Below are 26,666 nucleotides of genomic sequence, written 5' to 3' on the forward strand. Positions count from 1 at the left end.
GTGACTACAACCGCGCTGAAGTGTTGGACATCATCGAACGTGAAGCTCAGCAGCGCGATATTCCGCGCGACGACTTCATGCGGTTCGCATATATTGAAACTGGCGGCCAGTTTAATGAACTGGCATCGCGCGGCCCCAATAGCGCCAAGGGTTTATTCCAGTTCGTACCAGAAACGGCTGAGCAATACGGCATCAGGGGCCGTGAGTTGGATGCGGTCGCTAACACCGATGCCGCTGCACAACTTTATCAGGACAACCGCCGCATCTTGGTAAACCGCCATGGAAGCAACGGCATGCCATATCTGTCGGGCAAAGAGCAGCCCGATGGAATGGACTTATACATGGCGCACCAGCAGGGTGCGGACGGCTATCGTTCAATCCAGTCGGCTATCACACGCGGCGAATTCATCCGTCCCGATACTCGCGCGAAGATCATCAACAATGTCTCCAGAGAAGACTTGAAGGACGTGACTGGGGTCGAATACGACGCGTTTAAACGCCTCCCCGACAGGGAAATGGCACAAACGTTCAGGCAATACTGGGATACCAAGTTTGATCGCATTCGCATTCCCGAAAAAGGAATTGAACCGGTTAACGATGCACCTTCACGCGCACCGACGCAGGCCCAGGGCACGCCCGCACAAACACAGCATAAGGGAGCTATCGCACTAAGCGCTGCCTATGATTTGACAGAGAAGTACGATCACGTCAAATACGCCATGAGCGGCAAGCATGCAGGTGTGGACGGGAAGCACCCCGAACAGGGATATGTTGATTGTTCTGGCTGGGTTGCCACCATGCAGAACGCAACCATGAAGGAGATCAACGAAAAGGCTGGGCATACCGTTTTCAGTAAGGGCGATCAATTCAAGCTGGCAATTGACGGCGCGGCGATGATCGTGGAAAAAGCGCAGGAGCGCTCCGGGGTTCTGATCCAGGGCAAAGACGTCACTGCCCAGAATCTCAAAGAAGGCATGATCATCGGCGAGGACAATGGCCCGCAGAGTTGGGACAAGGGGCGTTACAAGGGCATCGACCACATCACCATGGTGGTGCGCGACCCCAAGGATGGCGAGCTCAAGATCAGCCAGTCGCGTGGTGGCGAGGGTGTCGAACTCAGCTCGCTGGATTCCTACCTCGAGCGCAAGCACGCCAAGGGCGTCAAACTCTATGCCAGCGACCCGCTCTCCGAGGCGCGCGAGTTGCTGCAGGACCGCAGCCAGACCAAGCAGCAGTCGCACGACAGCAACGCGCACAAGCCCGCGCATGCACAAGCTGCGGCCGAAACCTCCGGCGTGCTGCGCGAGAAGGCCCACGGTGCCGATGTTCAAAAATTGCAGCAAACCTTGCAACAGCTGGGCTACAAGGACGCCAACGGCAATGAACTCAAAGCCGACAGCGCCTATGGCCAGCGGACGGGCGAGGCAGTCAAGGCGTTCCAGCGTGCACACGGGCTACAGGACGATGGCGTGGTTGGCCGCGATACGCTCAATGCGCTGAAGCAGGCAGAAAAAACACCGCTGCTCTCGGAGAAAACCAACCCCGACCACCCGCTATTCAACCAGGCTGTCAGCAAGCTGGAGCAACTGGGTCCGAATGCATTCGCCAACCGGCAGCAGTTGGTGAACGCTGCCGGCCACATGACCTTCGAAGCAAAAGTCAGTGGCCTGCAGCGAATCGACATGGTGGCGCAAAGCAAGGACGGCAGCGGGCTGTTTGCCGTACAGGGCCAGCCGAGCGACCCGGCGCATCAGCGGATCTACACCGACAAGGCAACCGCTGCGGAACGTCCCCTGGAGCAAAGCAGCAATGCCGTGCGGCAGGAAGCACAATCGCAGACGCAGGCACAAGATCAGCACGAGCAGCAACGCAACCAGGCGCGCAGCGTAGGCTGATCGCTCTGCAATGGAAAGACACAAGGGGCACTGATCGATGGATCAGTGCCCCTTGTGGTTTAGCGATATGTTTAGCGTGATTCTTGTCAGAGCACATCGGGTGCCCGATGTCCGGCATCGACAGATCCGGCCGTTCAATTGGACGTCGCAACAGCCTCTCTATCGGGGAACCACTGCGGCAACCGCTCGGCGAATTTCGCTGCGCATTCGTCGCTGTAGGCCTGTGCGGCCTCTTTGACCAAGGCGTAATCGTTGGCTTCCCACTGCTCCAGAGAAGCAGTCCGCGGTGTAGGTGTACAGTGCATGCTGACCGGGCTCGCCTTGCGCTTGAGAAGGCCGGTGCGCTCTCCGCCGATCGTCACTGCATAGCGCAATTCGTAGGGCGATTTGGTATCGGCCAGGCTCTGATACACCAGCAGCCAGTCGGACATCAGCACCTGCAATGGAAACGGATCTACCGGCAGCGCAGTCGGATGCCCGGTGAAATAGGTTTTCAAGTGCGCGTTGACCGCGTCGCGCTGCAATTGATAACCCGGATTGCCTACCCCTTCCATCTTCTCGCCTCTCAACTGCCCCTTGTTGAAGGCCGAGACCACGCCCCCACGCGCAAACAAGCTGGTGGCGATCTGCAATCCCACCACCGCCCCGGTATGCCCGCGACGCACCACGCGCAACATTTCATCGCCATTGGGCAGCCCGTTGGAGCCTACGCGCATGCTGGCATGCAACGGCAGCTGCAAGGCCCAGTCAGCCGATGTTGCAATGACGACATCTGCATCGGCTTGCGTTTGTGACGATGGCTGCCCTTCGGCTGCCGCAACCACAATCGTCCCCGCTTCAGCCGCCGCCGCATAGGCAGTTGCCGCAGAGAAATCACCGCCTGCAAACGCAGGCCCCACTGCCGTGGCTTCGGTCACGCGCGCAGGCGTACAAAACGTCCCGGCTGCACGCATCTGCGCTTCATGAAAGGCGATACCGCTGATCTGGTGCACATCGGCATCCTTGCCGTACCGCTCCACCAGCTTGCCGATCACTGCATCAGATGGCGTTTGCTGTGCGCAGACCTTGGCGGCGGCGATACGCGACCAGGCGAATTGCAGCGCAGGGTCCCAACCCATCGCATCTTCGCCTACGAACCCGTGGTCGTAGTGATACGCATAGATGGCAGGGTCGATTTCCTGCAGCGTCATTCCACCCTGACCGGCATAGCCCGGCGGCAAATCTTGCGCAACGGCAAGCCCAGGCAGTGCCAACAGCACCGCCGCGATACACGTCTTCATTGATCCCTGTCCCTATGGATGACTGCGACGCGCTGCATGTCCCCCATGCAGCGCGACCGATGCACCAACGCTTGCACGCGATGGCCTCCAACACTGCAGGGTTCGGATCGACAGGTAATGGCACAACGCACCCGCAGATCGTCCTGCAGGGATAGTGTGCCCGCACGAGGCAGCCATCGCAGTCGGGGCGGTCCCGACGCCGATGTGGGGACCGCCCCTGCGCACGTTCACTGGTTACGCATGCAATATCCCGCCAGCGCTCGGTTGCCAATCGTGTGGCGTGCGCAATGCAGCGAGTGTGCGCACCAGCTCGCGATAGCTGCCGGCCAGTTGTGCGAACAGTCCTGCATCGCTGTAGCGGGTGTCGGCTACTTCAGAATATGCGCCTCGCCCCAGGTCGATGAAGTAGTCCACACTCAGCCGACGGCGCTGCGCCACACCCGGGAACAGGCCTGCAATCAGCAGGCAACCGTCGCCCACATCGCGCAATGCATCGGCCCGTACGCTGCCGACCTGATCCTGCGCATGCAACCATGCCAGCGCCTGCGTGCGCGACAGCAGATGCGCATCGCGCTGGAAACGCAACAACACAAACACCAGATAATGCTCACGCGACTCGTCCAGCGGACGTGCGATCCGCTGCCCCGCCTCGCGCACCAACGCCTGCCACAATTCCGCTGGCGCCCCCTGTTTGAAAGACTCGTGCATACGTCCTCCTGCATGGTGTGACCCTCGCAAGAAGCTTATGCATAACCTGGGCCAAAGCGTTGGCAGCCTCGGAGCGCGGCTGCTAAGCGGCGTTACACGCAGCCGCCTTGATGGCGGCCTGCCGCCTGGCTGCCCGAGGACGACGATCGCCGCTATCTCTTGCGTAGCAGCAGCGGGGCAGCCACGCAGCCTGGCTGCGCACCGCCGTTGCACAAGGGCCGCAGGCTCACGCTTCGGTGCAGTGGCTCGATACGGCTAACGCACACAGGTCCTCGGCCAGGCCGGCACCGGCAGCGCGCAAGCACTGCATTCGGGTGGCACAGGCCAAGCAGAAACAACGCACTGACCGCGCCTGCCTGACGGCGGGCGCGGTCGTCCACTCGCGCGCTTACTCCACCGTCACCGACTTGGCCAGATTGCGCGGCTTGTCCACATCGGTGCCGCGTGCCAGGGCGGTGTGATACGCCAGCAGCTGCACCGGGATGGTGTGGATCACCGGCGACAGCACGCCGGCGTGGCGTGGCGTGCGGATGACATGCACCCCTTCGGACTCGCTGAAGTGGCTGTCCTGGTCGGCGAATACGAACAGCTCACCGCCACGTGCGCGCACTTCCTGCATGTTGGATTTGACCTTCTCCAGCAGGCGGTCGTTCGGTGCGATCACCACCACCGGCATCGCCGCGTCCACCAGTGCCAGCGGGCCGTGCTTCAACTCGCCAGCCGGATACGCTTCGGCATGGATATAGGAGATTTCCTTGAGCTTGAGCGCGCCTTCCAGCGCGATCGGGTAATGCAGGCCGCGGCCGAGAAACAGCGCATTTTCCTTCGCCGAAAACCGCTCGGCCCAGGCCATGATCTGCGGCTCCAGATTCAGGGCGTGCTGCACGCTGCCCGGCAGGAAACGCAGCTGCTCCAGATAATCGGCTTCTTCGGCCTCGCTGATGCGGCCCTGCAGCTTGCCCAGCACCATGGTGAGCTGGAACAGCACCGCCAGCTGCGTGGTGAACGCCTTGGTCGAGGCCACGCCGATCTCGGCGCCGGCGCGTGTATAGCAGACCAGTTCGCTGGCGCGCGGGATCGCGCTTTCGGGCACGTTGCAGATCGACAACGTATGCAGATGCCCCAGCGACTTGGCGTATTTCAGCGCTTCCATCGTGTCCAGCGTTTCACCGGACTGCGAGATGGTGACGATCAGGTGCTTGGGGTTGGCATACGCGGCGCGGTAGCGGTATTCGCTGGCGATTTCCACGCTGCACGGCAGGCCGGCGATGGCTTCGATCCAGTAGCGCGCAGTCATGCCGGCGTAGTAGCTGGTGCCGCAGGCCAGGATCTGCACGCCTTCGATGTCGCGCAACACCGCTTCCGCGTTGGCACCGAACAGCGACGCCGGAAAGCCCTTGGCATCGATGGCCGCTTCGATGGTGTCGGCCAGCGCACGCGGCTGCTCGTGGATTTCCTTCTGCATGAAATGGCGGAACGGGCCCAGTTCCAGCGACGCCAACGACACGTCCGACAGGTGCAACGGGCGCTCGACCGGCGCGTCGTTGCCATCGAAGATGCGCACGCCATCGCGACGCAGTTCGGCAGTGTCGCCTTCTTCGAGGAAGATCACCTGGCGGGTGGCCTGCACGATGGCCGACACATCGGAGGCGACGAAGTTCTCGCCCTCGCCCACCCCGATCAGCAACGGGCAGCCCATGCGCGCGCAGACAAACCGTTCCGGCTCGGCCTGGCTCATCACCGCCAGCGCGTAGGCACCGGTGAGCTCCTTGACGGTGCGCTGCAGCGCGGTCAGCAGGTCGCCCGCGCTGCCCAGATGGTGATGGATCAGGTGCGCGATGACCTCGGTGTCGGTCTGCGACTCGAAGGTGTAGCCCAGCGCGCGCAGTTTTTCGCGCTGCGCTTCGTGATTTTCGATGATGCCATTGTGCACCAGCGCCACGCCGGCGCTGATATGCGGGTGCGCATTGGCTTCGGTGACACCGCCATGCGTGGCCCAGCGCGTGTGGCCGATGCCCAACGTGGCGCCGAACTGTTCGGCCTGCGCGGCCTGGGCCATTTCGGCCACGCGCCCGGTGCGTCGCACCCGGCGCACCTGGTCGCCATCGAGCACCGCAATGCCGGAGGAATCGTAGCCGCGGTATTCCAGCCGCTTGAGTCCTTCGATCAGGACCGGGACCACATCGCGCCCGGCGATCGCTCCGACAATGCCGCACATAGGGACAGCTCTTTAGGAAGAAGACCGGCATTTTAGCGTGTCCGCTCTTGTCCACTGCATGACCGTCCCCGGACAGCGTGTCCGCGCAGGTGTCCGCGGACACTGCGGACACCTGCGCTGCGACCCTAAAGTGCAAACATTTCAGCCACTTGCCGGTTGGCACGCGTCCTGCTTTGTCATCGTGACGCCACCGAGCCCGCCGACCATGATTCGTGACACCTCTGCCCAGGACCAGGTTCTCAGCACCCCCAGCCGGGGCACGCCGTGGCGCCGCTGGCTGTGGCCCGGCATCGCTGCGGTCGCCGTGTTGGCCGGTATTGGCTGGGCGGTCACTGCATGGAGCGCCGGCAGCCGCTCGTTCGACGCCAGCCGGGTACGCATCGCCACGGTCAGCCAGGGCGACCTGGTGCGCGACATCGCCGCCGACGGCCGCGTCATCGCCGCCAACAGCCCCGTGCTCTACGCCATCTCCGCCGGCACCGTGACGCTGAGCGTGGTCGCCGGCGATGTGGTCAAGCAGGGCCAGGAGCTGGCGCGCATAGACAGCCCGGAGCTGCGCAGCAAGCTGGCGCAGGAGCAGGCCACGCTGGCCGGCCTGGAGGCCGAATCCAGCCGCGCCGCCCTGGATGCCACGCTGGCCCGCGCCAACGCCAGCAAGCTCACCGACCAGGCCCGGATCGACAAGCAGGCCGCCGCACGCGACCTGGAGCGCTATCAGCGCGGCTACGATGGCGGTGCGGTGCCGCAGGTGGAGCTGGCCAAGGCGCAGGACACCTTGAAGAAGACCGACATCGACCTGCAGCACGCCCAGCGCGATGCGGCGCTGAAGAGCCAGGGCGCAGATCTGGATTCGCGCAACAAGCGCCTGCTGGCCGACCGCCAACGCGCGGTGGTGGCCGAGGTGCAGCGCCAGGTGGACGCCCTCACCCTGCTGTCGCCGTTCGATGGCCAGGTCGGTCAGGTGCAGGCGGTGCAGCACACCCAGGTCGCCGCAAACGCACCGATCCTGGGCGTGGTGGATCTGTCCAAGTTCGAAGTCGAGATCAAGGTGCCTGAGAGCTTCGCGCGCGATCTCGCGATCGGCATGCCGGCCCAGCTCACCAGCGGCAGCGGCGAACCGTTCCCCGGCGCCATCTCGGCGGTGTCGCCGGAAGTGGTCAACGGCGAGGTCACCGCGCGCATCCGCTTCACCGACAAGCAGCCGCCGGGCCTGCGCCAGAGCCAGCGCATGAGCGCACGCGTGGTGATGGACACGCGCCGCAACGTGCTCAAGGTCGAGCGCGGCCCCTTCGTCGAACAATCCGGCGGCAGCTACGCCTATGTGATGGATGGCAACACCGCGGTGCGCCGCCCCGTGCGCATGGGCGTCAGCAGCCTGGGCGAAGTGCAGGTGCTGTCCGGGCTGCAGGCTGGCGACCGTGTGGTGGTGTCCGGCGCAGACAACTTCGGCGATGCGCCGCGCGTCACCGTCCACTGATTCAGTCATTCCACCTCGTCGCACTCTCTCTTCGCAAAGGAATCGGCAATGCTCAAGATGCAAGCAGTCTCCAAGGTCTTCCGCACCGAACAGGTGGAAACGCACGCGCTGCGCTCGCTGGACCTGCATGTACGCGAAGGCGAATTCGTCGCGGTCACCGGCCCCTCCGGCTCGGGCAAGACCACCTTCCTCAACCTGGCCGGGCTGCTTGAAACCTTCACCAGCGGGCAGTATCTGCTGGATGGCGAAGACGTCAGCCATCTCTCCGACAATGCGCGCTCGCGCCTGCGTAATCAGAAGATCGGCTTCATCTTCCAGGGCTTCAACCTGATTCCCGACCTCAACCTGTTCGACAACGTCGATGTGCCGCTGCGCTATCGCGGCATGGCCGCGGCCGAGCGCAAGCAGCGCATCGAAGAGGCGCTGACCAAGGTCGGCCTGGGCTCGCGCCTGAAGCACTACCCCACCGAACTGTCCGGCGGCCAGCAGCAGCGCGCCGCGATCGCGCGCGCACTGGCCGGCAGCCCACGCCTGCTGCTGGCCGACGAACCCACCGGCAACCTCGATTCGCAAATGGCGCGCGGGGTGATGGAACTGCTGGAAGAGATCAACAGCCAGGGCACCACCATCGTCATGGTCACCCACGACCCGGAACTGGCCGCGCGCGCGCAGCGCAACGTGCACATCGTCGACGGCCAGGCCACCGACCTGGAACGCAACCCCAGCCTGATGCGCGCGCCCAGCACTGCTGCAACCCTGGCCGACTAAGGAGCCCGCCCATGTTCGGCTATTACTTCACTCTGGCGGTCCGCAGTTTCCGCCGCAACAAGGTGCTCACCGCACTGATGGTGCTGGCCATCGCGCTGGGCATCGGCGCCAGCATGACCACGTTGACGGTGTTCTACGTGTTGTCGGGCGATCCGATTCCGCAGAAGAGCGACCGGCTGTTCAATGTGTTGGTCGATCCGCAACCCAAAGCTGGTTTTCAGCCAGGCGAAGAGCCGGATGATCAAGTAACCCGCTTTGATGCCGAGGCGCTATTACGTGAAAAACGTGCCAACCGCCAGGCACTGATGACCGGCGGGCAAGTGGCCATCGAGCCAGACAAGAAGGGCATCAGCGCATTCAAGTCGGAAGCTCGCTTTACCTCGGCAGATTTCTTCCCGATGTTCGAAACACCGTTCCTGTACGGACAGGGCTGGTCGGCCGGCAGCGACGAAAAACACGAACGCGTCGCGGTCATTACCAAGAAACTCAACGACAAATTGTTCGACGGGAGCAACAGCGTCGGTCGCGATTTGCGCATGGACAAGAGCACTTTCCGCATTGTTGGCGTACTCAATGAATGGAATGTCAATCCGCGCTTCTATGACCTCAGCAATAGCTACGGCTCAGACGAACAGGTGTACCTGCCGTTCTCGGTGGCGATCGATCTGAAGATGGACCATTACGGCGGCATGAATTGCTTTGGCAAGAACGACAATAGCGATCAAACCGCGCTCAACGCGTCCTGCACCTGGATGCAGTATTGGGCAGAGCTGGAAAGCCCGGCGAAGGCTGGTGACTACAAGGCCTACCTGGACAACTACTCCGATCAACAACGCGCTGCCGGACGTTTCCAGCGCCCGAACAACACCCGCCTGCGCAACGTGATGGAGTGGCTGGACTATAAAGAGGTGGTTCCCGGTGACGTGCGCCTGCAGTTGTGGCTGGCAATGGGCTTCCTGCTGGTGTGCCTGCTCAATACCGTTGGTTTGTTGCTCGCCAAGTTCCTGCGCCGCAGTGGCGAGATCGGCGTGCGTCGCGCACTGGGCGCATCGCGCGGTGCCATCTTTGCGCAATGCCTGGTCGAAGCCGGCACCATCGGACTTGCAGGCGGCATTGCGGGGCTGGGGCTGGCATTGTTGGGATTGTGGGCGGTACGCCAACAAGCCGTCGACTACGCCGAGCTGGCACATCTGGATCCGACCATGCTGCTGCTGACCTTCGCACTGGCGCTGTCTGCCAGCCTGCTGGCCGGCTTACTGCCGTCCTGGCGTGCCATCCAGGTTGCCCCCGCGCTACAGCTCAAAGCGTCCTGATCACCAGGCCCGCCGCGCTAAGGCGGGCACGGCCTCTTATCCGAAGGTACCGCCCATGGACATTCGCCCTATCGTTTCCACGTTGCGCCGTCACAAGACCGCAGCGGCATTGATCGTGCTCGAAATAGCACTTGCCTGCGCGATTATCTGCAATTCCCTGTTTTTGATCGGCAACCGCATCGAAACGCTGCAGCAGCCCAGTGGCATTGCCGAATCGGAACTGGTCAGCATCCAGCTTGGGGGTATCGGCACCCAGGTCAATGCAGAAGCGCGCACGCGTGAAGATCTGGCAGCACTCCGCAACCTGCCTGGTGTCCGCAGCGCGGCCGTCATCAATCAGATTCCGTTTGTTCATTACTCATGGAACAGCAGTGTCTCTCTTACTCGAGAACAAGAGCGCCCGACACTCAATGCCGCGCAATACATGGTCAGCGAAGGCACGCTTGGCACGCTTGGTCTGCAATTGCTGGCAGGGCGCGATTTCACCGCAGGCGAATTCATGGATGTGTCGCAGGCCAACAAGGACAGGTCCATCGATGAGAAAGGCCTTTCGATGATCATTACGCAGCACATGGCCAACAAGCTATTCCCCGCCCAAACTGCATTGGGAAAGACCGTTTACGCAGGCGATACTGCACTACACATCATCGGCATCGTGCAGACACTGGCACGCCCCACCAACAATACCGCAGCCGGTGTTGATCAGAGTAATTACTCGATGTTGCTGCCGCTGCGCATCGATTACACCGCAGGCCAATACATCATCCGCGTCACCGATCCAACGCGTCGGGCAGAGGTCTTGCAATCTGCCGTCGCAGCGCTGATGAAATTGGACAATAGTCGGCTGGTCCTGAAACAGGAGACTTATAGCGAAATCCGCGCGGATTATTTCGAGAACGATCGCGCCATGATCTGGTTGCTTGGCGCAGTGTGCATCGCGCTACTGATCGTCACTGCGCTGGGCATCGTCGGTCTTGCCAGCTTCTGGGTGCAGCAGCGCACCAAGCAGATCGGCATCCGCCGTGCGCTGGGTGCAACGCGTAGCCAGATCCTGCGCTACTTCCAGATGGAGAATTTCCTGCTCGCCTCGATCGGTATCGTGCTCGGCATGCTCATGGCCTACTCGATCAACGTGTGGCTGATGGCGCGCTACGAATTGCCGCGGTTGCCGGCGATCTACCTGCCGATCGGCGCCTTGCTGTTGTGGACACTTGGCCAGGTGGCGGTATTCTGGCCCGCGCGCCGTGCGGCTGCAGTGCCACCGGCTGTCGCCACTCGCAGTGCATGATCAACGACGCCTCTTCCTTGCTGCGAGTTGGACGGGACGAAGCGTCGGCGCCTCCTTGCCATCGCCCGCACGTGCGGCAACTTCACTGATCGGGACACATTCCATGCATCCCTTTGTTGCAACACCGGCGCTGATCCTGCTGACAGTCTCTTGCCTCTTGCACGCCGGGCAGGCCAGTGCCGCAACGCAGGCGACCTCCGTGCCAACCACCTCGACCCGCGATGTCCTCGTCATCGAAGACACGCGGCTGGACTGGCGACGTAACGAACAGGTCCTGGAACTCGTCTCGACCGGCGACGGATTGCTGGTGACAAAGGCCAGCGCGGCACTGGCGCTGCAGTTACACCGTGGCGATCGGCTACGCACGGCAGGGCGTACCCAGATCACCAGCGTCGCCCAGCTGATCGCCGCACTGCGTGCCGCTGCAAACGCCCCGATCGAAGTGCACGTGCTACGCGACGGCGTCCAGGTGCGTCTGACCTGGGCCGCAGCAGCGTACGCGCCACTCCTCCCGCCGAGGGCTCCTTCGCCGCCCACGTCCGGCTGACAAGCGGCCAAGTCTCCATCGCGCGCACGGTCGAGTCCGTCGGCATTGCTATCGCCTGCAAATCACGCTCCGCATTTGCAGCACCGTCCTGCACAGTATTCTGTGTCGATCCCTCTTCCCGCGCCTTCCTGAGCACCGCGATGCCGCACATCCTGATCATCGACGACAACACGGCCGTGGCCACTGCGTTGGAGGTGCTGTTTTCGTTGCACGACATCGAGGCACGGCATGCGCATTCGCCGCAGGCCGGATTGGCGCTGCTGGACGAGCAGGTGTTCGACCTGGTGATCCAGGACATGAACTTCACCGCCGACACCACCTCCGGCGAGGAAGGCGAGGCGCTGTTTAGCCAACTCCGCCAGCGTCACCCGGACCTGCCGGTGATCCTGCTCACCGCCTGGACCCATCTGGGCAGCGCGGTGGGCCTGGTCAAGGCCGGTGCGGCCGATTACATCGCCAAGCCCTGGGACGACACCAAGCTGCTGACCACGGTCAACAACCTGCTGGAGCTGTCCGAAGCGCGGCGCGAGCTGCAGCGCCGCCGCGAGCGCGAGCATCGCGGCCGCGAGCAACTCACGCAGCGGTATGACCTGCGCGGCGCGGTCTTCGCCGACCCGGCCAGCGAGCGCGCCATTGCGCTCGCCTGCCAGGTGGCACGCTCGAATCTTCCGGTACTCATCACCGGCCCCAACGGCAGCGGCAAGGAGAAGATTGCCGAGATCATCCAGGCCAATTCCGCCGTCAGGCAGGGGCCGTTCATCGCTCTCAATTGCGGCGCCTTGCCAGGCGAGCTGATCGAAGCGGAACTGTTCGGCGCCGAGGCCGGTGCATACACCGGCGCCAACAAGGCGCGCGAAGGCAAGTTCGAGGCGGCCGACGGCGGCACCTTATTCCTGGATGAAATCGGCAACCTGCCGCTGGCGGGGCAGATGAAACTGCTGCGCGTGCTGGAAACCGGCCGTTACGAGCGCCTGGGCTCCAATCGCGAGCGCCACACCAAGGTACGCGTCATCAGCGCGACCAATGCCGATCTGCAGGGCATGATCCGCGAGGGCAGCTTTCGTGAGGACCTGTACTACCGCCTCAACACGGTGGAGATCGCACTGCCGGCACTGGCCGAGCGGCCAGGCGACATCGGTCCACTGGCCGATCACTTTCTTGCCGGCGAAAAGCCGTTGTCCGCACAGGCGCGCGACGCGTTGCAGCGGCACGCCTGGCCGGGCAATGTGCGTGAGCTGCGCAACGTGCTGCAACGTGCCGCACTGCTTGCGCAGGGCGCGCGCATCGAGGCCAGCGATCTGAATCTGCCACGCGCGCCCGCACCGCGCCCGGTGGCCGCAGTGGCCGGCGAGCCCGATCGCGCGCGCATCGAACAGGCGCTGGCCCGCGCGCAAGGTGTCATCGCCCAGGCGGCCGCCGAGCTGGGCCTGAGCCGGCAGGCACTGTACCGGCGCATGGACCGCTACGGCATCACTGCCGAATGAGCCATCGCATGTGGAATCGCTCCTTCACCCTTGGCTTGTTCTTGCGGCTGTTGCCGGTACTCGCGCTGGCCGCGGCCCTGCCCTGGTTGATCGCGTACTGGCTGGACCGTAGCTGGGAGGTGGCCCTGGTCTCGGCCGTGGCACTGCTGTCGGCCATGTGGTGGAGCCTGCGCCGCGCCACCGCGCCGATGCGCTCGCTGTTCCGGGCGCTGGCCGGCACCACCAGCAGTTACCGCGATGGCGAATACAACTTCGGTGTCCACTGGCGCGGCAATGACGAACTGGCGCAACTGGTGCAGGCGCATGCCGAACTCGGCGATGTGCTGCGTGCGCAACGCCGCGACCTGGTGCAACGCGAACTGATGCTCGACACCATGCTGCAGAACACGCCGGTCGCGATGCTGCTGGTGGTGGCCGGCGGCGATGGCCTGCGACGGATCGGTTTCTCCAACAATGCCGCACGCAAACTGCTGCATGGCGGGCGCAAGCTCGAAGGCCAGCATCTGGACGATGTGCTGGAGCGCATGCCGGGCGAATTGCGCGATGCCCTGGCCCGCGGTGGCGACTGCCTGTTTGCGGTACGCGAAGAGGGTGACGACGAAGACGATGAGCAGATCTACCACCTGTCGCGGCGCAGCTTCCACCTCAATGGGCGCGGCCACGAACTGTTGTTGATCCGCACGTTGACGACCGAACTTCGCCGCCAGGAAGTGCAGACCTGGAAGAAGGTCATCCGCGTCATCAGCCACGAATTGAACAACTCGCTGGCTCCGATCGCCTCGCTGGCGCATTCCGGCGCCGAGCTGCTGCGCCGCGAACGCACCGACCGCCTGGGCACGGTGTTCGAAACCATCGAAGAACGCGCGCGCCATCTGGAAGGGTTTATCCGCGGCTATGCACGGTTCGCAAAGTTGCCGCAGCCGCAGCTGCAGACAATCGCCTGGGAACCATTTCTGGAACGCTTGCGGCAACAGATCCCGTTCCAGTTGCAGGGCGACCTCAGCGATGTCAGCAGCCGCATCGATGCCGCCCAGGTCGAACAGGCGCTGCTCAACCTGCTCAAGAACGCGCACGAAGCCTGCAGCGAAGCGCAGCCGGCCAATAGCGAGGTCGCCGTCCGCGTAAGCCGCGTGCCGCAATGGCTGCGCATCGAAGTGCTCGACCGCGGCAATGGTATGAACGAAGCGGTGCTGCACAATGCGCTGATGCCGTTTTACTCGACCAAGCGCAACGGCACCGGCCTGGGGCTCGCACTGACCCGCGAAATCGCCGAAGCGCACGGCGGGCGCATTTCGCTGCACAACCGCGCGCATGGCGGGCTGTGTGTGACCCTGTTGCTGCCATCGGCTGCATGAAAGCAGCGCCCCGTCCACGCCTGGTAGCGCCTAGGATCAGCACGCGTCATCGTTGCATCAGACCGTCCGCATCAGAACGCCGTCGTTCAGCTGTAAGAGCGCACCCGGGCGCGACCAGGCTTCCCGGCATTGTCAGTCGCGCCCGGGTGCGCTCCTACGCAGTCGATCTGGGGCCGCAGCGCACTGTATTGTCCGCCAACAGGGCGGCCTACTTTTTGCCGGGCCGCTCCCATCCTTCGATCACGGTCTGCCGCGGACGCGACACACTGAGCTGGCCCGGCGGTGCGTCGCGCGTGATCACCGATCCCGCGCCGATCGTCGCATTGGCGCCGATCTCGATCGGTGCCACCAACGCGCTGTTGGAGCCGACAAAGGCGTTATCGCCGATGGTGGTCTGCGATTTGTTCACGCCATCGTAGTTGCAGGTGATGGTGCCGGCACCGATGTTGACCTTGCTGCCGATGACCGCATCGCCCAGGTAGGTGAGGTGATTGGCCTTGCTGCCCACGCCCATCGTAACCTTCTTGGTCTCGACGAAATTGCCGATATGCACGCCATCGGCAAGCACGGTGCCGGGGCGCAGCCGTGCGAACGGGCCCACCAGCACCGCACCTTCGGTGACCACGCCTTCCAGGTCGCAGTGCGCGCGCACCTGCGTACCCGCGCCCAGGTTCACGTCGCGCAACCGGACGAACGGACCGATCACCACACCATCGCCCAGGGTCACATCGCCTTCCAGAATCACATCGATATCCAGCTGCACATCGCGGCCCACCTGCACGCTGCCGCGCTGCTCCACGCGCGCAGGGTCGGCCATGCGCACGCCCTGCAGGCATAGCGCCCGCGCCGCCCGTGTCTGCCACGCACGCTCCAGCTGGGCCAGTTGCCAGGGGTCGTTGGCGCCCTCCACATCCTGCGGGTCGGCCACGTAGACCATGTCGGCCGGCGTGAAATCGCTGGCCGCGCTGGCAAACACATCGGTCAGATAGAACTCGCCCTGCGCGTTGTCGTTGGACAGGCCACCCAGCCAACGGCGCAACGCGGTGGATTCGGCGGTGAGGATGCCGGTATTGATGGTGCGGATACGGCGCTGCTCCTCGCTGGCATCCTTCTGCTCGATGATCGCTGCCACCTTGCCTTCGGCATCGCGCAGGATGCGTCCATAGCCGGTGGGGTTGGCGAGCTCGGCGACCAGCACCGCCATGCGCCCCGGCGCGTGCAGCAGCTGCAGCAGGCTCTCGCTGCGGATCAGCGGAACATCGCCGTACAGCACCAGCACCGTGGCCGCATCCGGAATCGCATCCATTGCCTGCTGCACTGCGTGGCCGGTGCCCAGTTGCTCGCGCTGCTCGGCCCATTGCAGATCCTGCTGCGCAGCGAATGCGTCCCGCACCTGGTCGCCGCCGTGCCCGTACACGATATGGATCGCCGCCGGCTGCAGCTGCCGTGCGGTGGCGATCACGTGCGCCAGCATCGGCCGGCCCGCCAGCGGCTGCAGCACCTTGGGCAGCGACGAGCGCATGCGCTTGCCCTCGCCTGCGGCCAGGATCACAACGTGCAAAGGCAGGGTCATCAACAGTTCCCGAGGCAATAGATGCGTAAATTCTAGTCGCAGCGGTGCAACACGGCGTGCCCGCTATAGATGATCGGCAGGCAATGACACACCGTTAAGCGCGGCGACCGCTAGGATGGGCGCCCTTTCTTCCTCTTCGGTCCGCATGAGCCTGTTCCGCCAAGGCAGCCAGTTCATCCTCATTGGCGCGCTGCAGTTGGCGGTGGATTGCGGCATCTTCATCGCGGCCACCGCCGCCGGCATGCCTGCGGTGCCGGCCAATCTGCTCGGGCGCATCAGCGGTGCGGTGCTCGGCTTCTGGCTCAACGGCCGCTACACCTTTGCCCGGCAAGGCGATGCACGCCTTGGCTGGCAGCGTTTCCGACGCTTTGCGGTGATGTGGCTGGCGCTGACGCTGATCAGCACCTGGCTGCTGTCGGTCACCGTCGATCTGGTCGGCCTGCGTCAGGCCTGGCTGGCCAAACCGCTGGTCGAAGGCGGGCTGGCAATCGTGTCGTTCTTTTTGGGCCGGCACGTGGTGTATCGCTGAGGCCAGGCAAGCGATCACGGCGACCGGGCGCATCGAACGCTCCGCGCCGGCGCGACCTGTCCTGCACAGTCCGCCTGCCTTCGCCTGGGGAGCGCTGGCGAACAGCCGCCATGCGACAGGCATGTCGTTCAACCCCCCCGCCCTTCCCGTCGCAGACGACCGCGCAGCGGCGCACTCGGACCTCAGGCTGACGACCGTGCACGAACCCGGGTTCGCCGTCGTTGGGCGCTATTGGCAAACAACCGCTTCACCCACAGGTCGCCAGACCACGCGGCCCAATCGCTGACCGCGCGGTTATCCGCCTGACCGCAGATACGGTCACTCGTTCCCGCACACGCTGCAAGCGCATAGACCCACACACGCACTGAATCGTCTGCTCGCCTGCATCAAGCCCATCGCGCCGAATTACCGCCCGCTAGGTCTTGTTGCCCACCTGCTGGCAGAAGTCGCCCAGGCTGCGCACCAGTGCCGCGCGATGCAGTGCGTCCAGTTGCCATTGCGCGGCATAGCGCGCGGCCGCGCGCGCGGTGTCGGTCGGGCACTCGCGCGCCGCGCGTGCGGGACCTGCGGCGGCCAGTGCATCGAGCAACTCGCCTTGCAGCTGGTCCAGCCGTGCGCGCAACGCAGCCAGATCCGGCCGGGCGGTATCCGGCGCGCGGCCGCGCTCGTGCCAGCGATTCAGCAGTGCATATTGCACCGCCTTGTTGGCCTCGATCTGCGCGGCAAAAAAACGCACCGCATCATCGGGCTCCAGCCCATGGTGGGACGCCTGATCGCGCACGCTCAGCAACACTGCGGCTTCGCGCGTCTGGTCCAGTACCGGCTTGCCGCTGTCCCACTTGCTCAACGCCACGGCATCGCCGATGGCATTGCGCGCCACGATGCGGTCCAGCAGCGGATCCAGCGACGGCTGGCTGCGCGCCGGCCATGCGCACCCCAGCAGTGCGGCCGTCAGCATGCCGGTCATGACGTAACGACGGAAGCCATCCACCCAGTGGGTCATGTAACGATCCTCCACGACAGGTCGCCTGCGGCGATGACGCGCCAGCGTCAACCAAGGCACACAAACCATGGCAACGGCGTATCCCGCATCGCACCACGGCGCAAGCGCGCAGTGTGCCTGTTACCCACAGAACATGGCGTGCTGTCCCGCAACCGCGGCTCCAGAAACGAAAACGCCGACACGAAGGTCGGCGTTTGCAGTCCACACCTGCGTGCGGCAGTACACGGGCGTCGCGTTGCCTGACCCTTGACGGGCCAGGCAAGCGCTCAGTGCTTGAGATTACGACGCAGGCGTTCGAGCGCCTGCAACTGCACCGTCGCCTCGGCCAGCTGGCGCTGCGCCTGGGCCACGTCCACCGTGTCACCACGGTTGGCCAGCAGCCGCTCGGCTTCTTCCTTGACCTTGCGGACGGCGGCCTCGTCGATGTCCTGCGCACGCACCGCGGTGTCGACCAGCACGGTCACCACCTGCGGCTGCACTTCCAGGATACCGCCGGAAATGGCGAAGTCCAGCTGTTCGCCACTGGCGGTGGTGACCACCACCTTGCCCGGCTTCAGGCGGGTGATCAGCGGCGCGTGCTTGGGCGCAATACCCAGCTCGCCCAGCTCGCCGGTAGCCACGACCAGCGTCGCCTCACCGTGGAAGATCTCCTTCTCGGCGCTGACGATGTCGCAACGGATAGTGCTCATGGTGCCTCACTCTGTGAAGCGGGGATTGGGGATTGGGGATTGGGGATTGGCAACAGCGGCGTTCACCGTCGTTCCCTTCCTCATCGCCGCACCCCGATCACCGCCGTAGCAAATCCCGAATCCCGAATGCCAAATCCCGGCTCTTACGCCTTGGCGCTCATCTTGTTGGCTTTCTCGACCGCTTCTTCGATGCTGCCGACCATGTAGAACGCCTGCTCCGGCAGGTGGTCGTATTCGCCGTCGCAGATCGCCTTGAAGCCGCGGATGGTGTCCTTCAACGAGACGTACTTGCCCGGCGAGCCGGTGAACACTTCGGCCACGTGGAAGGGCTGGCTGAAGAAGCGCTCGATCTTGCGTGCGCGCGACACCGACTGCTTGTCTTCTTCGCTCAGCTCGTCCATGCCCAGGATCGCGATGATGTCCTTCAGTTCCTTGTATTTCTGCAAGGTCTGCTGGACGCGCTGGGCGGTGTCGTAATGCTCGTGACCGATCACCAGCGGGTCCATCTGGCGGCTGGTGGAGTCCAGCGGATCCACGGCCGGGTAGATACCCAGCGAGGCGATGTTACGGCTCAGCGTGACGGTCGAGTCCAAGTGGGCGAAGGTGGTCGCCGGCGACGGGTCGGTCAGGTCGTCCGCAGGCACGTACACGGCCTGGATCGAGGTGATAGAACCGCTCTTGGTCGAGGTGATGCGTTCCTGCAGCACGCCCATTTCTTCGGCCAGGGTCGGCTGGTAACCCACCGCCGACGGCATACGGCCGAGCAGTGCGGACACTTCGGTACCGGCCAGGGTGTAGCGGTAGATGTTGTCGACGAACAACAGCACGTCCTTGCCCTTGCCGTTTTCGTCCTTCTCGTCGCGGAAGTACTCGGCCATGGTCAGGCCGGTCAGCGCAACGCGCAGACGGTTGCCCGGCGGCTCGTTCATCTGACCGTACACCATCGCGACCTTGTCCAGGACGTTGGAGTCCTTCATCTCGTGGTAGAAGTCGTTGCCCTCACGGGTACGCTCGCCCACGCCGGCGAACACGGACAAGCCGCTGTGCGCCTTGGCGATGTTGTTGATCAGTTCCATCATGTTGACGGTCTTGCCGACGCCGGCGCCGCCGAACAGGCCGACCTTGCCGCCCTTGGCGAACGGGCACATCAGGTCGATGACCTTGATGCCGGTTTCCAGCAGTTCGGTGCTGGACGACTGGTCTTCGTACGACGGTGCGCCGCGATGGATTTCCCAATGGTCCGAGGCCTGCACGTCGCCGGCTTCGTCGATCGGGCGACCCAGCACGTCCATGATGCGGCCCAGCGTACCGGCACCGACCGGCACCGAAATGGCGCGTTCGGTGTTGGTGGCAACCAGGTTGCGCTTCAGGCCGTCGGTGGAGCCCAGCGCAATCGTGCGCACGACGCCGTCGCCCAGCTGCTGCTGCACTTCCAGGGTGATTTCGGTGCCGTCGACCTTGAGCGCGTGATACACCTTCGGCACTTCATTACGCGGGAATTCGACGTCGACGACCGCGCCGATGATCTGAACGATCTTGCCCTGACTCATTTTGCTGCTCCGGTTAGCTTTGTTCTGTCCGAGTGGCCGATGCCATCTCGTTGAATTTTGTGATTTGGGATTCGTGATTGGGGATTTGCAAGCGCGCAGTCCGCTGCGCTCCTACCAATCCCGAATCCCCAATCCCGGCCGTGCTTACACAGCGGCCGCGCCGCTGACGATTTCCGAAATTTCCTGGGTGATCGCCGCCTGGCGCGCCTTGTTGTAGACCAGTTGCAAGGTGCCGATCATCTTGTTGGCGTTGTCGCTGGCGGCTTTCATCGCCACCATGCGTGCGGCATGTTCGGAGGCCACGTTTTCCAGCACCGCCTGGTACACCAGCGACTCGATGTAACGCGTCATCACGTGCTCCAGCACGGTAGCGGCATCGGGTTCGTACAGGTAGTCCCAATCGTGCTGCGCCACCTTGTGCTCGGCGGCCGGCAGCGGCAGCAGCTGATCGAAGCTGGCCTTCTGCGTCATGGTGTTCACGAAACGGTTGTAGACCAGGTACACGCGATCCACACGGCCCTCGACGAAGGCATCGATCATCACCTTGATCACGCCGATCAGCTGTTCCACCTGCGGGCTGTCGCCCAGGTGGGTCACGCTGCCGACCATGTTGACCTTGATGCGACGGAAGAACGCCGAGGCCTTCTGGCCGATGGTCACCACGTCGATCTCGGCGCCGGTGTCCTGCCACGGGCGCACTTCGCCGAGCATCTTGCGGAACAGGTTGTTGTTCAGGCCGCCGGCCAGGCCGCGGTCGGAAGAGATCACGATGTAGCCGACCCGCTTGACCTGCTCACGCTCGACCAGGAACGGATGCTGGAAATCGGTGCTGGCCTGCGCCAGATGCCCGATCACCTGCTTCATCGCCTGCGCATACGGACGCGAGGTCTTCATGCGGTCCTGCGCCTTGCGGATCTTGGAGGCCGAGACCATTTCGAGCGCGCGCGTCACCTTGCGGGTGTTCTGCACGCTCTTGATCTTGGTTTTGATTTCGCGTCCGCCTGCCATTGCTCGCTCGCTTCGCTCGTGGGAATCGGGAATCGGGATTCGGGAATGGCCGAAGCCTCCCACGTCCCGCACCACGACTTCCGAATACCTAATTTGGAGATTCGAAACGATGGTCGAGGATCAACAGACCTCGATCCACCGTTCTTACAAATCCCGAATGCCCAATCCCAAATCCCGGCTACTGACTTACCAGGTGCCCGTGGTCTTGAACTCTGCGATGCCCTTCTTGAACGCCGCTTCGATGTCGTTGTCCCAACCGCCGGTGCTGTTGATCTTGCTGATCAACTCGCCCTGGGTGTTGGCGAAATGCGCGTGCAGGCCTTCTTCGAACGCCAGCAGCTTGTTGACCGGCACGTCATCGAGATAACCCTCGTTGACGGCATAGATCGACAGCGCCTGGTTGGCGATGGACATCGGAGCGTACTGCTTCTGCTTCATCAGCTCGGTGACGCGCTGGCCGCGCTCGAGCTGCTTGCGGGTGGCTTCGTCCAGGTCCGAGGCGAACTGCGCGAACGCAGCCAGCTCGCGGTACTGCGCCAGCGAGATACGAATGCCGCCGGACAGCTTCTTGATGATCTTGGTCTGGGCCGCACCACCGACGCGCGACACCGAGATACCGGCGTTGACGGCCGGGCGGATACCGGCGTTGAACAGGTCGGTTTCCAGGAAGATCTGGCCGTCGGTGATCGAGATCACGTTGGTCGGCACGAACGCGGAGACGTCGCCAGCCTGCGTTTCGATGATCGGCAGCGCGGTCAGCGAGCCGGTCTTGCCGGTCACCGCACCGTTGGTGAACTTCTCCACGTATTCCTCGGACACGCGTGCAGCGCGCTCCAGCAAGCGGGAGTGCAGATAGAACACGTCGCCCGGATAGGCTTCGCGACCCGGCGGGCGCTTGAGCAGCAGCGAGATCTGGCGGTAGGCCACGGCCTGCTTGGACAGATCGTCGTACACGATCAATGCGTCTTCGCCGCGGTCCATGAAGTACTCGCCCATGGTGCAGCCGGCGTACGGGCTGATGTACTGCATCGCGGCCGATTCGGACGCGGTCGCAGCCACCACCACGGTGTGCGCCAGCGCGCCGTTCTCTTCCAGCTTGCGCACGATGTTGGCAACGGTCGAGGCCTTCTGGCCGATCGCCACGTACACGCACTTGATGCCGGTGCCCTTCTGGTTGATCACCGCATCGATCGCCAGCGCGGTCTTGCCGGTCTGACGGTCGCCGATAACCAGCTCGCGCTGGCCACGGCCGATCGGGATCATCGCATCGACCGACTTGTAACCGGTCTGCACCGGCTGGTCGACCGACTTGCGCCAGATCACGCCGGGCGCCACGCGCTCCACCGGTGCGGTCTGGGTGGCGCCCAGCGGGCCCTTGCCGTCGATCGGCTCGCCCAGTGCGTTGACCACGCGACCCAGCAGCTCCGGACCCACCGGCACTTCCAGGATGCGGCCGGTGGTCTTGGCCACGTCGCCTTCGCGCAGGCTTTCGTAGTCACCCAGCACCACGGCGCCGACCGAATCGCGCTCCAGGTTCAACGCCAGGGCGAAGGTGTTGTTCGGCAGTTCGATCATTTCGCCCTGCATCACATCGGCCAGGCCGAAGATGCGCACGATGCCGTCAGACACGCTGGTCACGGAGCCTTCGTTGCGCGACTCCGCGGACAGCTTGACCGTCTCGATGCGGGTCTTGATCAGGTCGCTGATTTCGGAGGGGTTGAGCGTGGTTGCCATCGTTCAGTCCTAGGTGCCGGCCGCGAGGGCCATGCGTTTATGTGAATTCAGTGGGCGAGCGAGCTTTGCAGACGCGCAAGCTTGCCCTTCAGCGAGCCGTCGATGACCACGTCGCCGGTGTCGATCACCGCGCCGCCGATCAGCGACGCATCCACCGCGGTGGTGATGTCCACCTCGCGGCCGAAACGCTTCTTCAGCGCGACGGCAATCGTGTCCAGTTCGGCCGGGCTCATCTCGGTGGCCGAGGTCACGGTCGCCTTGACGACGTGTTCGGCTTCGGCGCGCAGCTGTTCGTACAGCCCCGCTACTTCCGGCAGCAGCGACAGCCGCTGCGCATCGGCCAACAGGCCGAGGAAGCGCAGATAGTCTTCGCCTGCCTGCGGTGGCGCCAGCAACGTCACCGCCTGTTCCTGGCCCAGGGCCGGGTTGAGCAGCAGCGCAGCCACGCGCGGATCGCCAGCCACCTGCGCCGAAAACGCCAGCGCATCGGACCAGGGCGCGAATGTGCCGCCCTCACGCGCGATCGCAAACGCGGCACGGCCGTAGGGACGGGCAAGTGTGAGGGCCTGACTCATCGCTTAAATCTCCGCCGCCAGCTCGTCGAGCAGCGCCTTGTGGGCGTTGGCGTCGATTTCGCGCTTGAGCAGCTTTTCTGCACCGCTGACGGCCAGCACCGAGACCTGCCTGCGCAGTTCTTCGCGGGCACGGGTGGCGGATGCGTCGATTTCGGTCTGGGCCAGATCCTTCTGACGGTTGGCTTCGGCGATTGCCTCCAGCTTGGCCGCTTCGATGATCTGGTTGGCGCGCGCATGGGCCTGATCGATGATCTCGTTGGCCTTAGTGCGTGCGTCCTTCAATGCTTCGTTGACCTTTTCCTGCGCCTGCGCCAGATCCTTCTGACTGCGATCGGCCGCAGCCAGACCTTCAGCGATCTTTTGCTGACGCTCTTCGATCGCCTGCAACAGCGGCGGCCAGATTTTGGTCGCGACGATCCAGATCAGACCGGCGAAGGCCAACGCCTGGGCAAAGATGGTAAGGGTGATATCCATGGGTCGCTCAATCGCTGTTTAGGGGTGAAAGCGCCGCCGCACGGGCGACGCTTTCCGACCTTCATCCGCGGAGGCAACCGCGCGCGGCTGCCTCCACATCCTGCTACCGCTGGATCAGCCGGCGGCCTGCGACAGACGCTCGATGAACACCTGGGCCAGCGGGTTGGCGAAGGCGAACAGCAGGCCGACAGCGACGCTGATGATGAACGCGGCGTCGATCAGGCCGGCGGTGATGAACATACGCACCTGCAGCACCGGGATCAGTTCCGGCTGGCGCGCAGCCGATTCCAGGAACTTGCCAGCCATGATGGCCAGACCGAGGCCGGCACCCAGCGCGGCCAGGCCGATCATGATGCCGACGGCGAGGACGGTGGAGCTCTGGACTTGAGCGAGGTTGGTCAGGACGGCGAGGTACATGGTGATCTCCGAACGAAAGTTTCTAAGGGTGATGGATGAAGCGGAATGAAGCAGATGAAGGGGTGACGCAAACTCAGTGACTGTCTTCAGCCAGGCTCAGATACACGATCGACAGCATCATGAAAATGAACGCCTGCAGCGGAATCACCAGCAGGTGGAACAGCATCCAGCCAAGGCCGAACGCGCCGCCAGCAACCATGCCGGCGATGCCCGCACCGCCCAGCACCCAGATCAGCAGGAAGACGATCTCGCCGCCGAACATGTTGCCGAACAGTCGCATCGCCAACGAAATCGGCTTGCTCAGCCACTCGACGATGTTCAAGAGCAGGTTGAACGGCATCATCCATTTGCCGAACGGCGCCGTGAGGAATTCCTTGGTCATGCCGCCCACGCCCTTGGAGCGCAGCGAGAACACGATCATCAGGAAGAACACGCTGATCGACATGCCCAAGGTGGCATTGACGTCGGCGGTCGGTACCGGCTTCCAGGCATGGATACCGGCCCAGCCCAGCGGAATGGCGATGAAATCGGCCGGAATCATCTTGATGAGGTTCATCAACAGGATCCAGAAGAAGATGGTGATCGCGATCGGCGTCACCAGCTTGCTGCTGCCGTGATAGGTGTCCTTGGCCTGGCGGTCGACGAACTCCAGGCAGATTTCCACGAATGCCTGCCACTTGCCCGGCACGCCGGCAGTGGCATTGCGGGTCGCCGTCCAGAATGCCAGCACCATCACCAGGCCCATCAACACGGCCATGACCAGGGTGTCGACGTGGATGGTCCAAAACGTGCCGCCACCCTCGCGAACCGGATAGATCAGGTTCTGCAAGTGATGCTGGATATAGGAGGTAGGGGTTGCTGCCTCGCCCGCCATGTGTCTGGAGCCCTTTAAGTTCGAATCAACGTCTGGCCAAGGCCAGAACCTGAAAAATCAACCCGATGGCGATACCCGCCAACAGAGCCAGAGGAGGCAGCCGCCACAGGGCAAAGCCCAGCGACAACGCCGCAAATACCAATACCCACTTCAGCACCATCGCCAGCACCAACCGCACCATGGCGATACCGGCTGCCTGGATGCCGCCACCGAGCGCCGTGCGTGCCGCCACCCAACCACCCAGCACCGTCGCAAACCCGGTCAATGCCAGACCGGCAGAGTAACGGGGACCGACCAACAGCAACCCCAGACTGGTTATAGCTACGGCGGCAAGCGGATATACCGCAGCGCGCAGCATCAACCGCCGACCCGCGTCAACGGAGTTCAGCACTACGGTTACCTTACGTGTGAATGAGTGGGAAGCGCAGTTGCGCCTCGTCGAGCCGCGAAAGTATAGCAATGGGACAAATTGCGAGACAACCGGCAAAGGTCATTCGTTGTTGCGACGCACCATGTGGCGGCAGCGGCAACGGGTGGGAACTTTGCCACAAACCGACGGTCATAACCGGCGAGGCCTGCACATCCTCGTCGAAAGGTCGCGCCGCAGGCCGCGTCTGGGGGCCCCGGGAAACCGGGGCTCCTGCTTTTTACGCATTTTGTCGCACCCTGACACTTTCCCATCCGCGGTCCAATCCGCTGCGGTGCACGAGCACTCGCTTCGCCAGCGCGCGGAACGAGCGATGGCCCGGCGACATCGGGAGGTCACTTTGCGCACTCTGCGCAGTCAAACGTACCGCAGGGTATGCACTGCCGCACACTTTGGGCCCATCGCAACCGGCAGCGTTTTCAGGGCTGGACAGCGGCGGTGCCTGTGCCTGTTGGCGTTGCGGACCGTTTTGTCCGATTGCTATGCGCACCTTCACGGTCATGCGACGGGTTCTTCACTTTTGGACGACGCCGCCTTATCGAACATGCGCCGCACTGGCTCAACGGCCTGACCATTCCAAGAATTCGGAGCTCCCCATGAAACACCTTCTCGCACTGGCGATCCCGTGCGTTCTGGCCGTCGGCTATGTCGCGCCCGCACACGCCGAAGATACCGACGACCGCTTCCAACTTCGCCTCGGTGCGATGAACGTCGACAACGACAACACCATCCGTGGCAACACGCTGGTGGCTGGCAACAACGTGTCGGTCAACGAAGACTTCAAGCTCGGCGGCAAGGAATGGGAGCCGCGCGTGGATGGCGTGTTCCGCATCAGCACCCGTCAGCGCCTGATCTTCGATTACTTCAAGTACGACAAGGACCGCCGCGAGACCCTGACCCAGGATCTGAGCGCCGGTGGCGTGACCGTGCCGACCGGCAGCTTCATCAAGGGCGAGCTGAAGTACCAGGTTGCGACCCTGGTGTACGACTACTCGGTGATCGACACCCCTGAATTCAGCCTCGGCCTGCAGATCGGTGCCGAGTACGCCAAGGTCGAAGCCAATGCGTATGCCGATCTGGGCAGCGTGTTCTCCGGCGACGTGCTGGACGAAAGCGAAGACGGCGCCGCGCCGGTGGTGGGTATCCGCTTCACCGCACGCCCAAGCGAGCATTGGCTGTTCAACGTGCAGGGCCAGTACCTCAACACCAGCTGGGGCGACTTCGGCGACTACGACGGTGACCTGAGCCGCGCCAACGCGATGGCCGAATACCGCTTCACCAAGAACTTCGGCATCTTCGCCGGCTACGACTGGTTCAAGCTCGACGTCGACCAGCGCGGCAGCGACGGCCTGATCGGCCTGAAGCAGGAGTTCAAGGGCCCGGTCGCAGGCGTGACGTTCGCGTTCTGATTCTTTCGGGCCCCCGGTATCCGGGACCCGAGAAAGCAGCCTTATGCAGAACCCCGCAGCGATGCGGGGTT

The 26,666-nt window shown here is 63.6% G+C and carries 24 protein-coding genes; 10 read left to right on the plus strand and 14 right to left on the minus strand.

The features are described 5' to 3' along the window. Window positions 1–20: 20 nt before the first annotated feature. Complete coding sequence (locus RZV17_RS16960; protein ID WP_355609455.1) at window positions 21–1,895, plus strand: peptidoglycan-binding protein; 1,875 nt, start codon at window positions 21–23, stop codon at window positions 1,893–1,895. 134 nt (window positions 1,896–2,029) lie between these two features. Here RZV17_RS16960 and RZV17_RS16965 read toward each other — a convergent pair whose 3' ends face one another. The 3 genes from RZV17_RS16965 to glmS form a co-directional block, all read right to left on the minus strand. Then, window positions 2,030–3,175: a hypothetical protein gene (locus RZV17_RS16965; RefSeq protein ID WP_355605165.1), complete on the minus strand. Its 1,146-nt coding sequence runs from the start codon at window positions 3,173–3,175 to the stop codon at window positions 2,030–2,032. 234 nt (window positions 3,176–3,409) lie between these two features. Continuing rightward, the gene (locus tag RZV17_RS16970; protein WP_039564281.1) at window positions 3,410–3,883 is read right to left on the minus strand and encodes a hypothetical protein; all 474 of its coding nucleotides are present in this window, start codon (window positions 3,881–3,883) and stop codon (window positions 3,410–3,412) included. A gap of 388 nt (window positions 3,884–4,271) precedes the next feature. After that, on the minus strand, window positions 4,272–6,101 hold the full coding sequence (gene glmS, locus RZV17_RS16975; RefSeq protein ID WP_104579455.1) for a glutamine--fructose-6-phosphate transaminase (isomerizing): 1,830 nt from the start codon (window positions 6,099–6,101) through the stop codon (window positions 4,272–4,274). A 205-nt stretch (window positions 6,102–6,306) separates the two neighbouring features. Here glmS and RZV17_RS16980 point away from each other — a divergent pair, with 205 nt between their 5' ends. From RZV17_RS16980 to RZV17_RS17010, 7 genes are all read left to right on the plus strand, one after another. Continuing rightward, on the plus strand, window positions 6,307–7,578 hold the full coding sequence (locus RZV17_RS16980; RefSeq protein WP_104579456.1) for an efflux RND transporter periplasmic adaptor subunit: 1,272 nt from the start codon (window positions 6,307–6,309) through the stop codon (window positions 7,576–7,578). 48 nt (window positions 7,579–7,626) lie between these two features. After that, on the plus strand, window positions 7,627–8,346 hold the full coding sequence (locus RZV17_RS16985) for an ABC transporter ATP-binding protein (RefSeq protein ID WP_166744225.1): 720 nt from the start codon (window positions 7,627–7,629) through the stop codon (window positions 8,344–8,346). An 11-nt stretch (window positions 8,347–8,357) separates the two neighbouring features. Next, window positions 8,358–9,659: an ABC transporter permease gene (locus RZV17_RS16990; protein WP_166744224.1), complete on the plus strand. Its 1,302-nt coding sequence runs from the start codon at window positions 8,358–8,360 to the stop codon at window positions 9,657–9,659. Window positions 9,660–9,714: 55 nt separating this feature from the next. Continuing rightward, complete coding sequence (locus RZV17_RS16995; protein ID WP_047692948.1) at window positions 9,715–10,947, plus strand: ABC transporter permease; 1,233 nt, start codon at window positions 9,715–9,717, stop codon at window positions 10,945–10,947. A 199-nt stretch (window positions 10,948–11,146) separates the two neighbouring features. Then, entirely contained in the window at window positions 11,147–11,494 is a 348-nt protein-coding gene (locus tag RZV17_RS17000; protein ID WP_047692991.1) for a hypothetical protein, read from the plus strand. A 140-nt stretch (window positions 11,495–11,634) separates the two neighbouring features. Continuing rightward, window positions 11,635–12,978, plus strand: a complete 1,344-nt coding sequence (locus RZV17_RS17005; RefSeq protein WP_166752258.1) for a sigma-54 dependent transcriptional regulator — start codon at window positions 11,635–11,637, stop codon at window positions 12,976–12,978. 8 nt (window positions 12,979–12,986) lie between these two features. Next, the gene (locus RZV17_RS17010; protein WP_184384862.1) at window positions 12,987–14,333 is read left to right on the plus strand and encodes a PAS domain-containing sensor histidine kinase; all 1,347 of its coding nucleotides are present in this window, start codon (window positions 12,987–12,989) and stop codon (window positions 14,331–14,333) included. A 208-nt stretch (window positions 14,334–14,541) separates the two neighbouring features. Here RZV17_RS17010 and glmU read toward each other — a convergent pair whose 3' ends face one another. Then, window positions 14,542–15,906, minus strand: a complete 1,365-nt coding sequence (gene glmU / locus RZV17_RS17015) for a bifunctional UDP-N-acetylglucosamine diphosphorylase/glucosamine-1-phosphate N-acetyltransferase GlmU (protein WP_184384860.1) — start codon at window positions 15,904–15,906, stop codon at window positions 14,542–14,544. A gap of 145 nt (window positions 15,907–16,051) precedes the next feature. On the opposite strand from glmU, the gene RZV17_RS17020 reads away from it, so the two are divergent. Beyond that, window positions 16,052–16,435, plus strand: a complete 384-nt coding sequence (locus tag RZV17_RS17020) for a GtrA family protein (RefSeq protein ID WP_047692945.1) — start codon at window positions 16,052–16,054, stop codon at window positions 16,433–16,435. A gap of 415 nt (window positions 16,436–16,850) precedes the next feature. Here the strand turns inward: RZV17_RS17020 and RZV17_RS17025 are convergent, their stop codons facing one another. From RZV17_RS17025 to RZV17_RS17070, 10 genes are all read right to left on the minus strand, one after another. Further along, window positions 16,851–17,438, minus strand: a complete 588-nt coding sequence (locus tag RZV17_RS17025) for a chorismate mutase (protein ID WP_228888613.1) — start codon at window positions 17,436–17,438, stop codon at window positions 16,851–16,853. A 266-nt stretch (window positions 17,439–17,704) separates the two neighbouring features. Further along, window positions 17,705–18,127, minus strand: a complete 423-nt coding sequence (locus RZV17_RS17030; RefSeq protein WP_005992065.1) for a F0F1 ATP synthase subunit epsilon — start codon at window positions 18,125–18,127, stop codon at window positions 17,705–17,707. A 143-nt stretch (window positions 18,128–18,270) separates the two neighbouring features. After that, window positions 18,271–19,677, minus strand: a complete 1,407-nt coding sequence (gene atpD / locus RZV17_RS17035) for a F0F1 ATP synthase subunit beta (protein WP_047693886.1) — start codon at window positions 19,675–19,677, stop codon at window positions 18,271–18,273. 144 nt (window positions 19,678–19,821) lie between these two features. Further along, on the minus strand, window positions 19,822–20,685 hold the full coding sequence (gene atpG, locus RZV17_RS17040) for a F0F1 ATP synthase subunit gamma (RefSeq protein WP_355605178.1): 864 nt from the start codon (window positions 20,683–20,685) through the stop codon (window positions 19,822–19,824). Between the two features lie 186 nt (window positions 20,686–20,871). Next, window positions 20,872–22,419, minus strand: coding sequence for a F0F1 ATP synthase subunit alpha (gene atpA, locus RZV17_RS17045; RefSeq protein WP_047693888.1), 1,548 nt, complete (start codon window positions 22,417–22,419; stop codon window positions 20,872–20,874). Window positions 22,420–22,466: 47 nt separating this feature from the next. Beyond that, window positions 22,467–22,994 carry a F0F1 ATP synthase subunit delta gene (locus RZV17_RS17050; protein WP_039409206.1) on the minus strand — a complete coding sequence of 176 codons (528 nt, stop codon included), beginning with the start codon at window positions 22,992–22,994 and terminating at the stop codon, window positions 22,467–22,469. A gap of 3 nt (window positions 22,995–22,997) precedes the next feature. After that, entirely contained in the window at window positions 22,998–23,468 is a 471-nt protein-coding gene (locus tag RZV17_RS17055) for a F0F1 ATP synthase subunit B (protein WP_039409208.1), read from the minus strand. Between the two features lie 114 nt (window positions 23,469–23,582). After that, the gene (gene atpE / locus RZV17_RS17060) at window positions 23,583–23,885 is read right to left on the minus strand and encodes a F0F1 ATP synthase subunit C (protein ID WP_002814105.1); all 303 of its coding nucleotides are present in this window, start codon (window positions 23,883–23,885) and stop codon (window positions 23,583–23,585) included. Between the two features lie 73 nt (window positions 23,886–23,958). Then, window positions 23,959–24,759 carry a F0F1 ATP synthase subunit A gene (gene atpB, locus RZV17_RS17065; RefSeq protein WP_047693890.1) on the minus strand — a complete coding sequence of 267 codons (801 nt, stop codon included), beginning with the start codon at window positions 24,757–24,759 and terminating at the stop codon, window positions 23,959–23,961. A 25-nt stretch (window positions 24,760–24,784) separates the two neighbouring features. After that, on the minus strand, window positions 24,785–25,150 hold the full coding sequence (locus tag RZV17_RS17070; RefSeq protein WP_074059361.1) for a hypothetical protein: 366 nt from the start codon (window positions 25,148–25,150) through the stop codon (window positions 24,785–24,787). Window positions 25,151–25,782: 632 nt separating this feature from the next. On the opposite strand from RZV17_RS17070, the gene RZV17_RS17075 reads away from it, so the two are divergent. After that, window positions 25,783–26,595, plus strand: coding sequence for a hypothetical protein (locus RZV17_RS17075; protein WP_039409218.1), 813 nt, complete (start codon window positions 25,783–25,785; stop codon window positions 26,593–26,595). Window positions 26,596–26,666: the final 71 nt, after the last annotated feature.

Source organism: Xanthomonas cannabis, assembly GCF_040616535.1.
Taxonomy (GTDB): domain Bacteria; phylum Pseudomonadota; class Gammaproteobacteria; order Xanthomonadales; family Xanthomonadaceae; genus Xanthomonas; species Xanthomonas cannabis.

What these genes read in the sequence shown, in the direction of transcription:
- RZV17_RS16965 (WP_355605165.1), bottom strand. Translation starts at nt 3,175, where the DNA reads ATGAAGACGTGTATCGCGGCGGTGCTGTTGGCACTGCCTGGGCTTGCC.
- RZV17_RS16970 (WP_039564281.1), bottom strand. Translation starts at nt 3,883, where the DNA reads ATGCACGAGTCTTTCAAACAGGGGGCGCCAGCGGAATTGTGGCAGGCG.
- glmS (WP_104579455.1), bottom strand. Translation starts at nt 6,101, where the DNA reads ATGTGCGGCATTGTCGGAGCGATCGCCGGGCGCGATGTGGTCCCGGTC.
- RZV17_RS16980 (WP_104579456.1), top strand. Translation starts at nt 6,307, where the DNA reads ATGATTCGTGACACCTCTGCCCAGGACCAGGTTCTCAGCACCCCCAGC.
- RZV17_RS16985 (WP_166744225.1), top strand. Translation starts at nt 7,627, where the DNA reads ATGCTCAAGATGCAAGCAGTCTCCAAGGTCTTCCGCACCGAACAGGTG.
- RZV17_RS16990 (WP_166744224.1), top strand. Translation starts at nt 8,358, where the DNA reads ATGTTCGGCTATTACTTCACTCTGGCGGTCCGCAGTTTCCGCCGCAAC.
- RZV17_RS16995 (WP_047692948.1), top strand. Translation starts at nt 9,715, where the DNA reads ATGGACATTCGCCCTATCGTTTCCACGTTGCGCCGTCACAAGACCGCA.
- RZV17_RS17005 (WP_166752258.1), top strand. Translation starts at nt 11,635, where the DNA reads ATGCCGCACATCCTGATCATCGACGACAACACGGCCGTGGCCACTGCG.
- RZV17_RS17010 (WP_184384862.1), top strand. Translation starts at nt 12,987, where the DNA reads ATGTGGAATCGCTCCTTCACCCTTGGCTTGTTCTTGCGGCTGTTGCCG.
- glmU (WP_184384860.1), bottom strand. Translation starts at nt 15,906, where the DNA reads ATGACCCTGCCTTTGCACGTTGTGATCCTGGCCGCAGGCGAGGGCAAG.
- RZV17_RS17020 (WP_047692945.1), top strand. Translation starts at nt 16,052, where the DNA reads ATGAGCCTGTTCCGCCAAGGCAGCCAGTTCATCCTCATTGGCGCGCTG.
- RZV17_RS17025 (WP_228888613.1), bottom strand. Translation starts at nt 17,438, where the DNA reads ATGACCCACTGGGTGGATGGCTTCCGTCGTTACGTCATGACCGGCATG.
- RZV17_RS17030 (WP_005992065.1), bottom strand. Translation starts at nt 18,127, where the DNA reads ATGAGCACTATCCGTTGCGACATCGTCAGCGCCGAGAAGGAGATCTTC.
- atpD (WP_047693886.1), bottom strand. Translation starts at nt 19,677, where the DNA reads ATGAGTCAGGGCAAGATCGTTCAGATCATCGGCGCGGTCGTCGACGTC.
- atpG (WP_355605178.1), bottom strand. Translation starts at nt 20,685, where the DNA reads ATGGCAGGCGGACGCGAAATCAAAACCAAGATCAAGAGCGTGCAGAAC.
- atpA (WP_047693888.1), bottom strand. Translation starts at nt 22,419, where the DNA reads ATGGCAACCACGCTCAACCCCTCCGAAATCAGCGACCTGATCAAGACC.
- RZV17_RS17050 (WP_039409206.1), bottom strand. Translation starts at nt 22,994, where the DNA reads ATGAGTCAGGCCCTCACACTTGCCCGTCCCTACGGCCGTGCCGCGTTT.
- RZV17_RS17055 (WP_039409208.1), bottom strand. Translation starts at nt 23,468, where the DNA reads ATGGATATCACCCTTACCATCTTTGCCCAGGCGTTGGCCTTCGCCGGT.
- atpE (WP_002814105.1), bottom strand. Translation starts at nt 23,885, where the DNA reads ATGTACCTCGCCGTCCTGACCAACCTCGCTCAAGTCCAGAGCTCCACC.
- atpB (WP_047693890.1), bottom strand. Translation starts at nt 24,759, where the DNA reads ATGGCGGGCGAGGCAGCAACCCCTACCTCCTATATCCAGCATCACTTG.
- RZV17_RS17075 (WP_039409218.1), top strand. Translation starts at nt 25,783, where the DNA reads ATGAAACACCTTCTCGCACTGGCGATCCCGTGCGTTCTGGCCGTCGGC.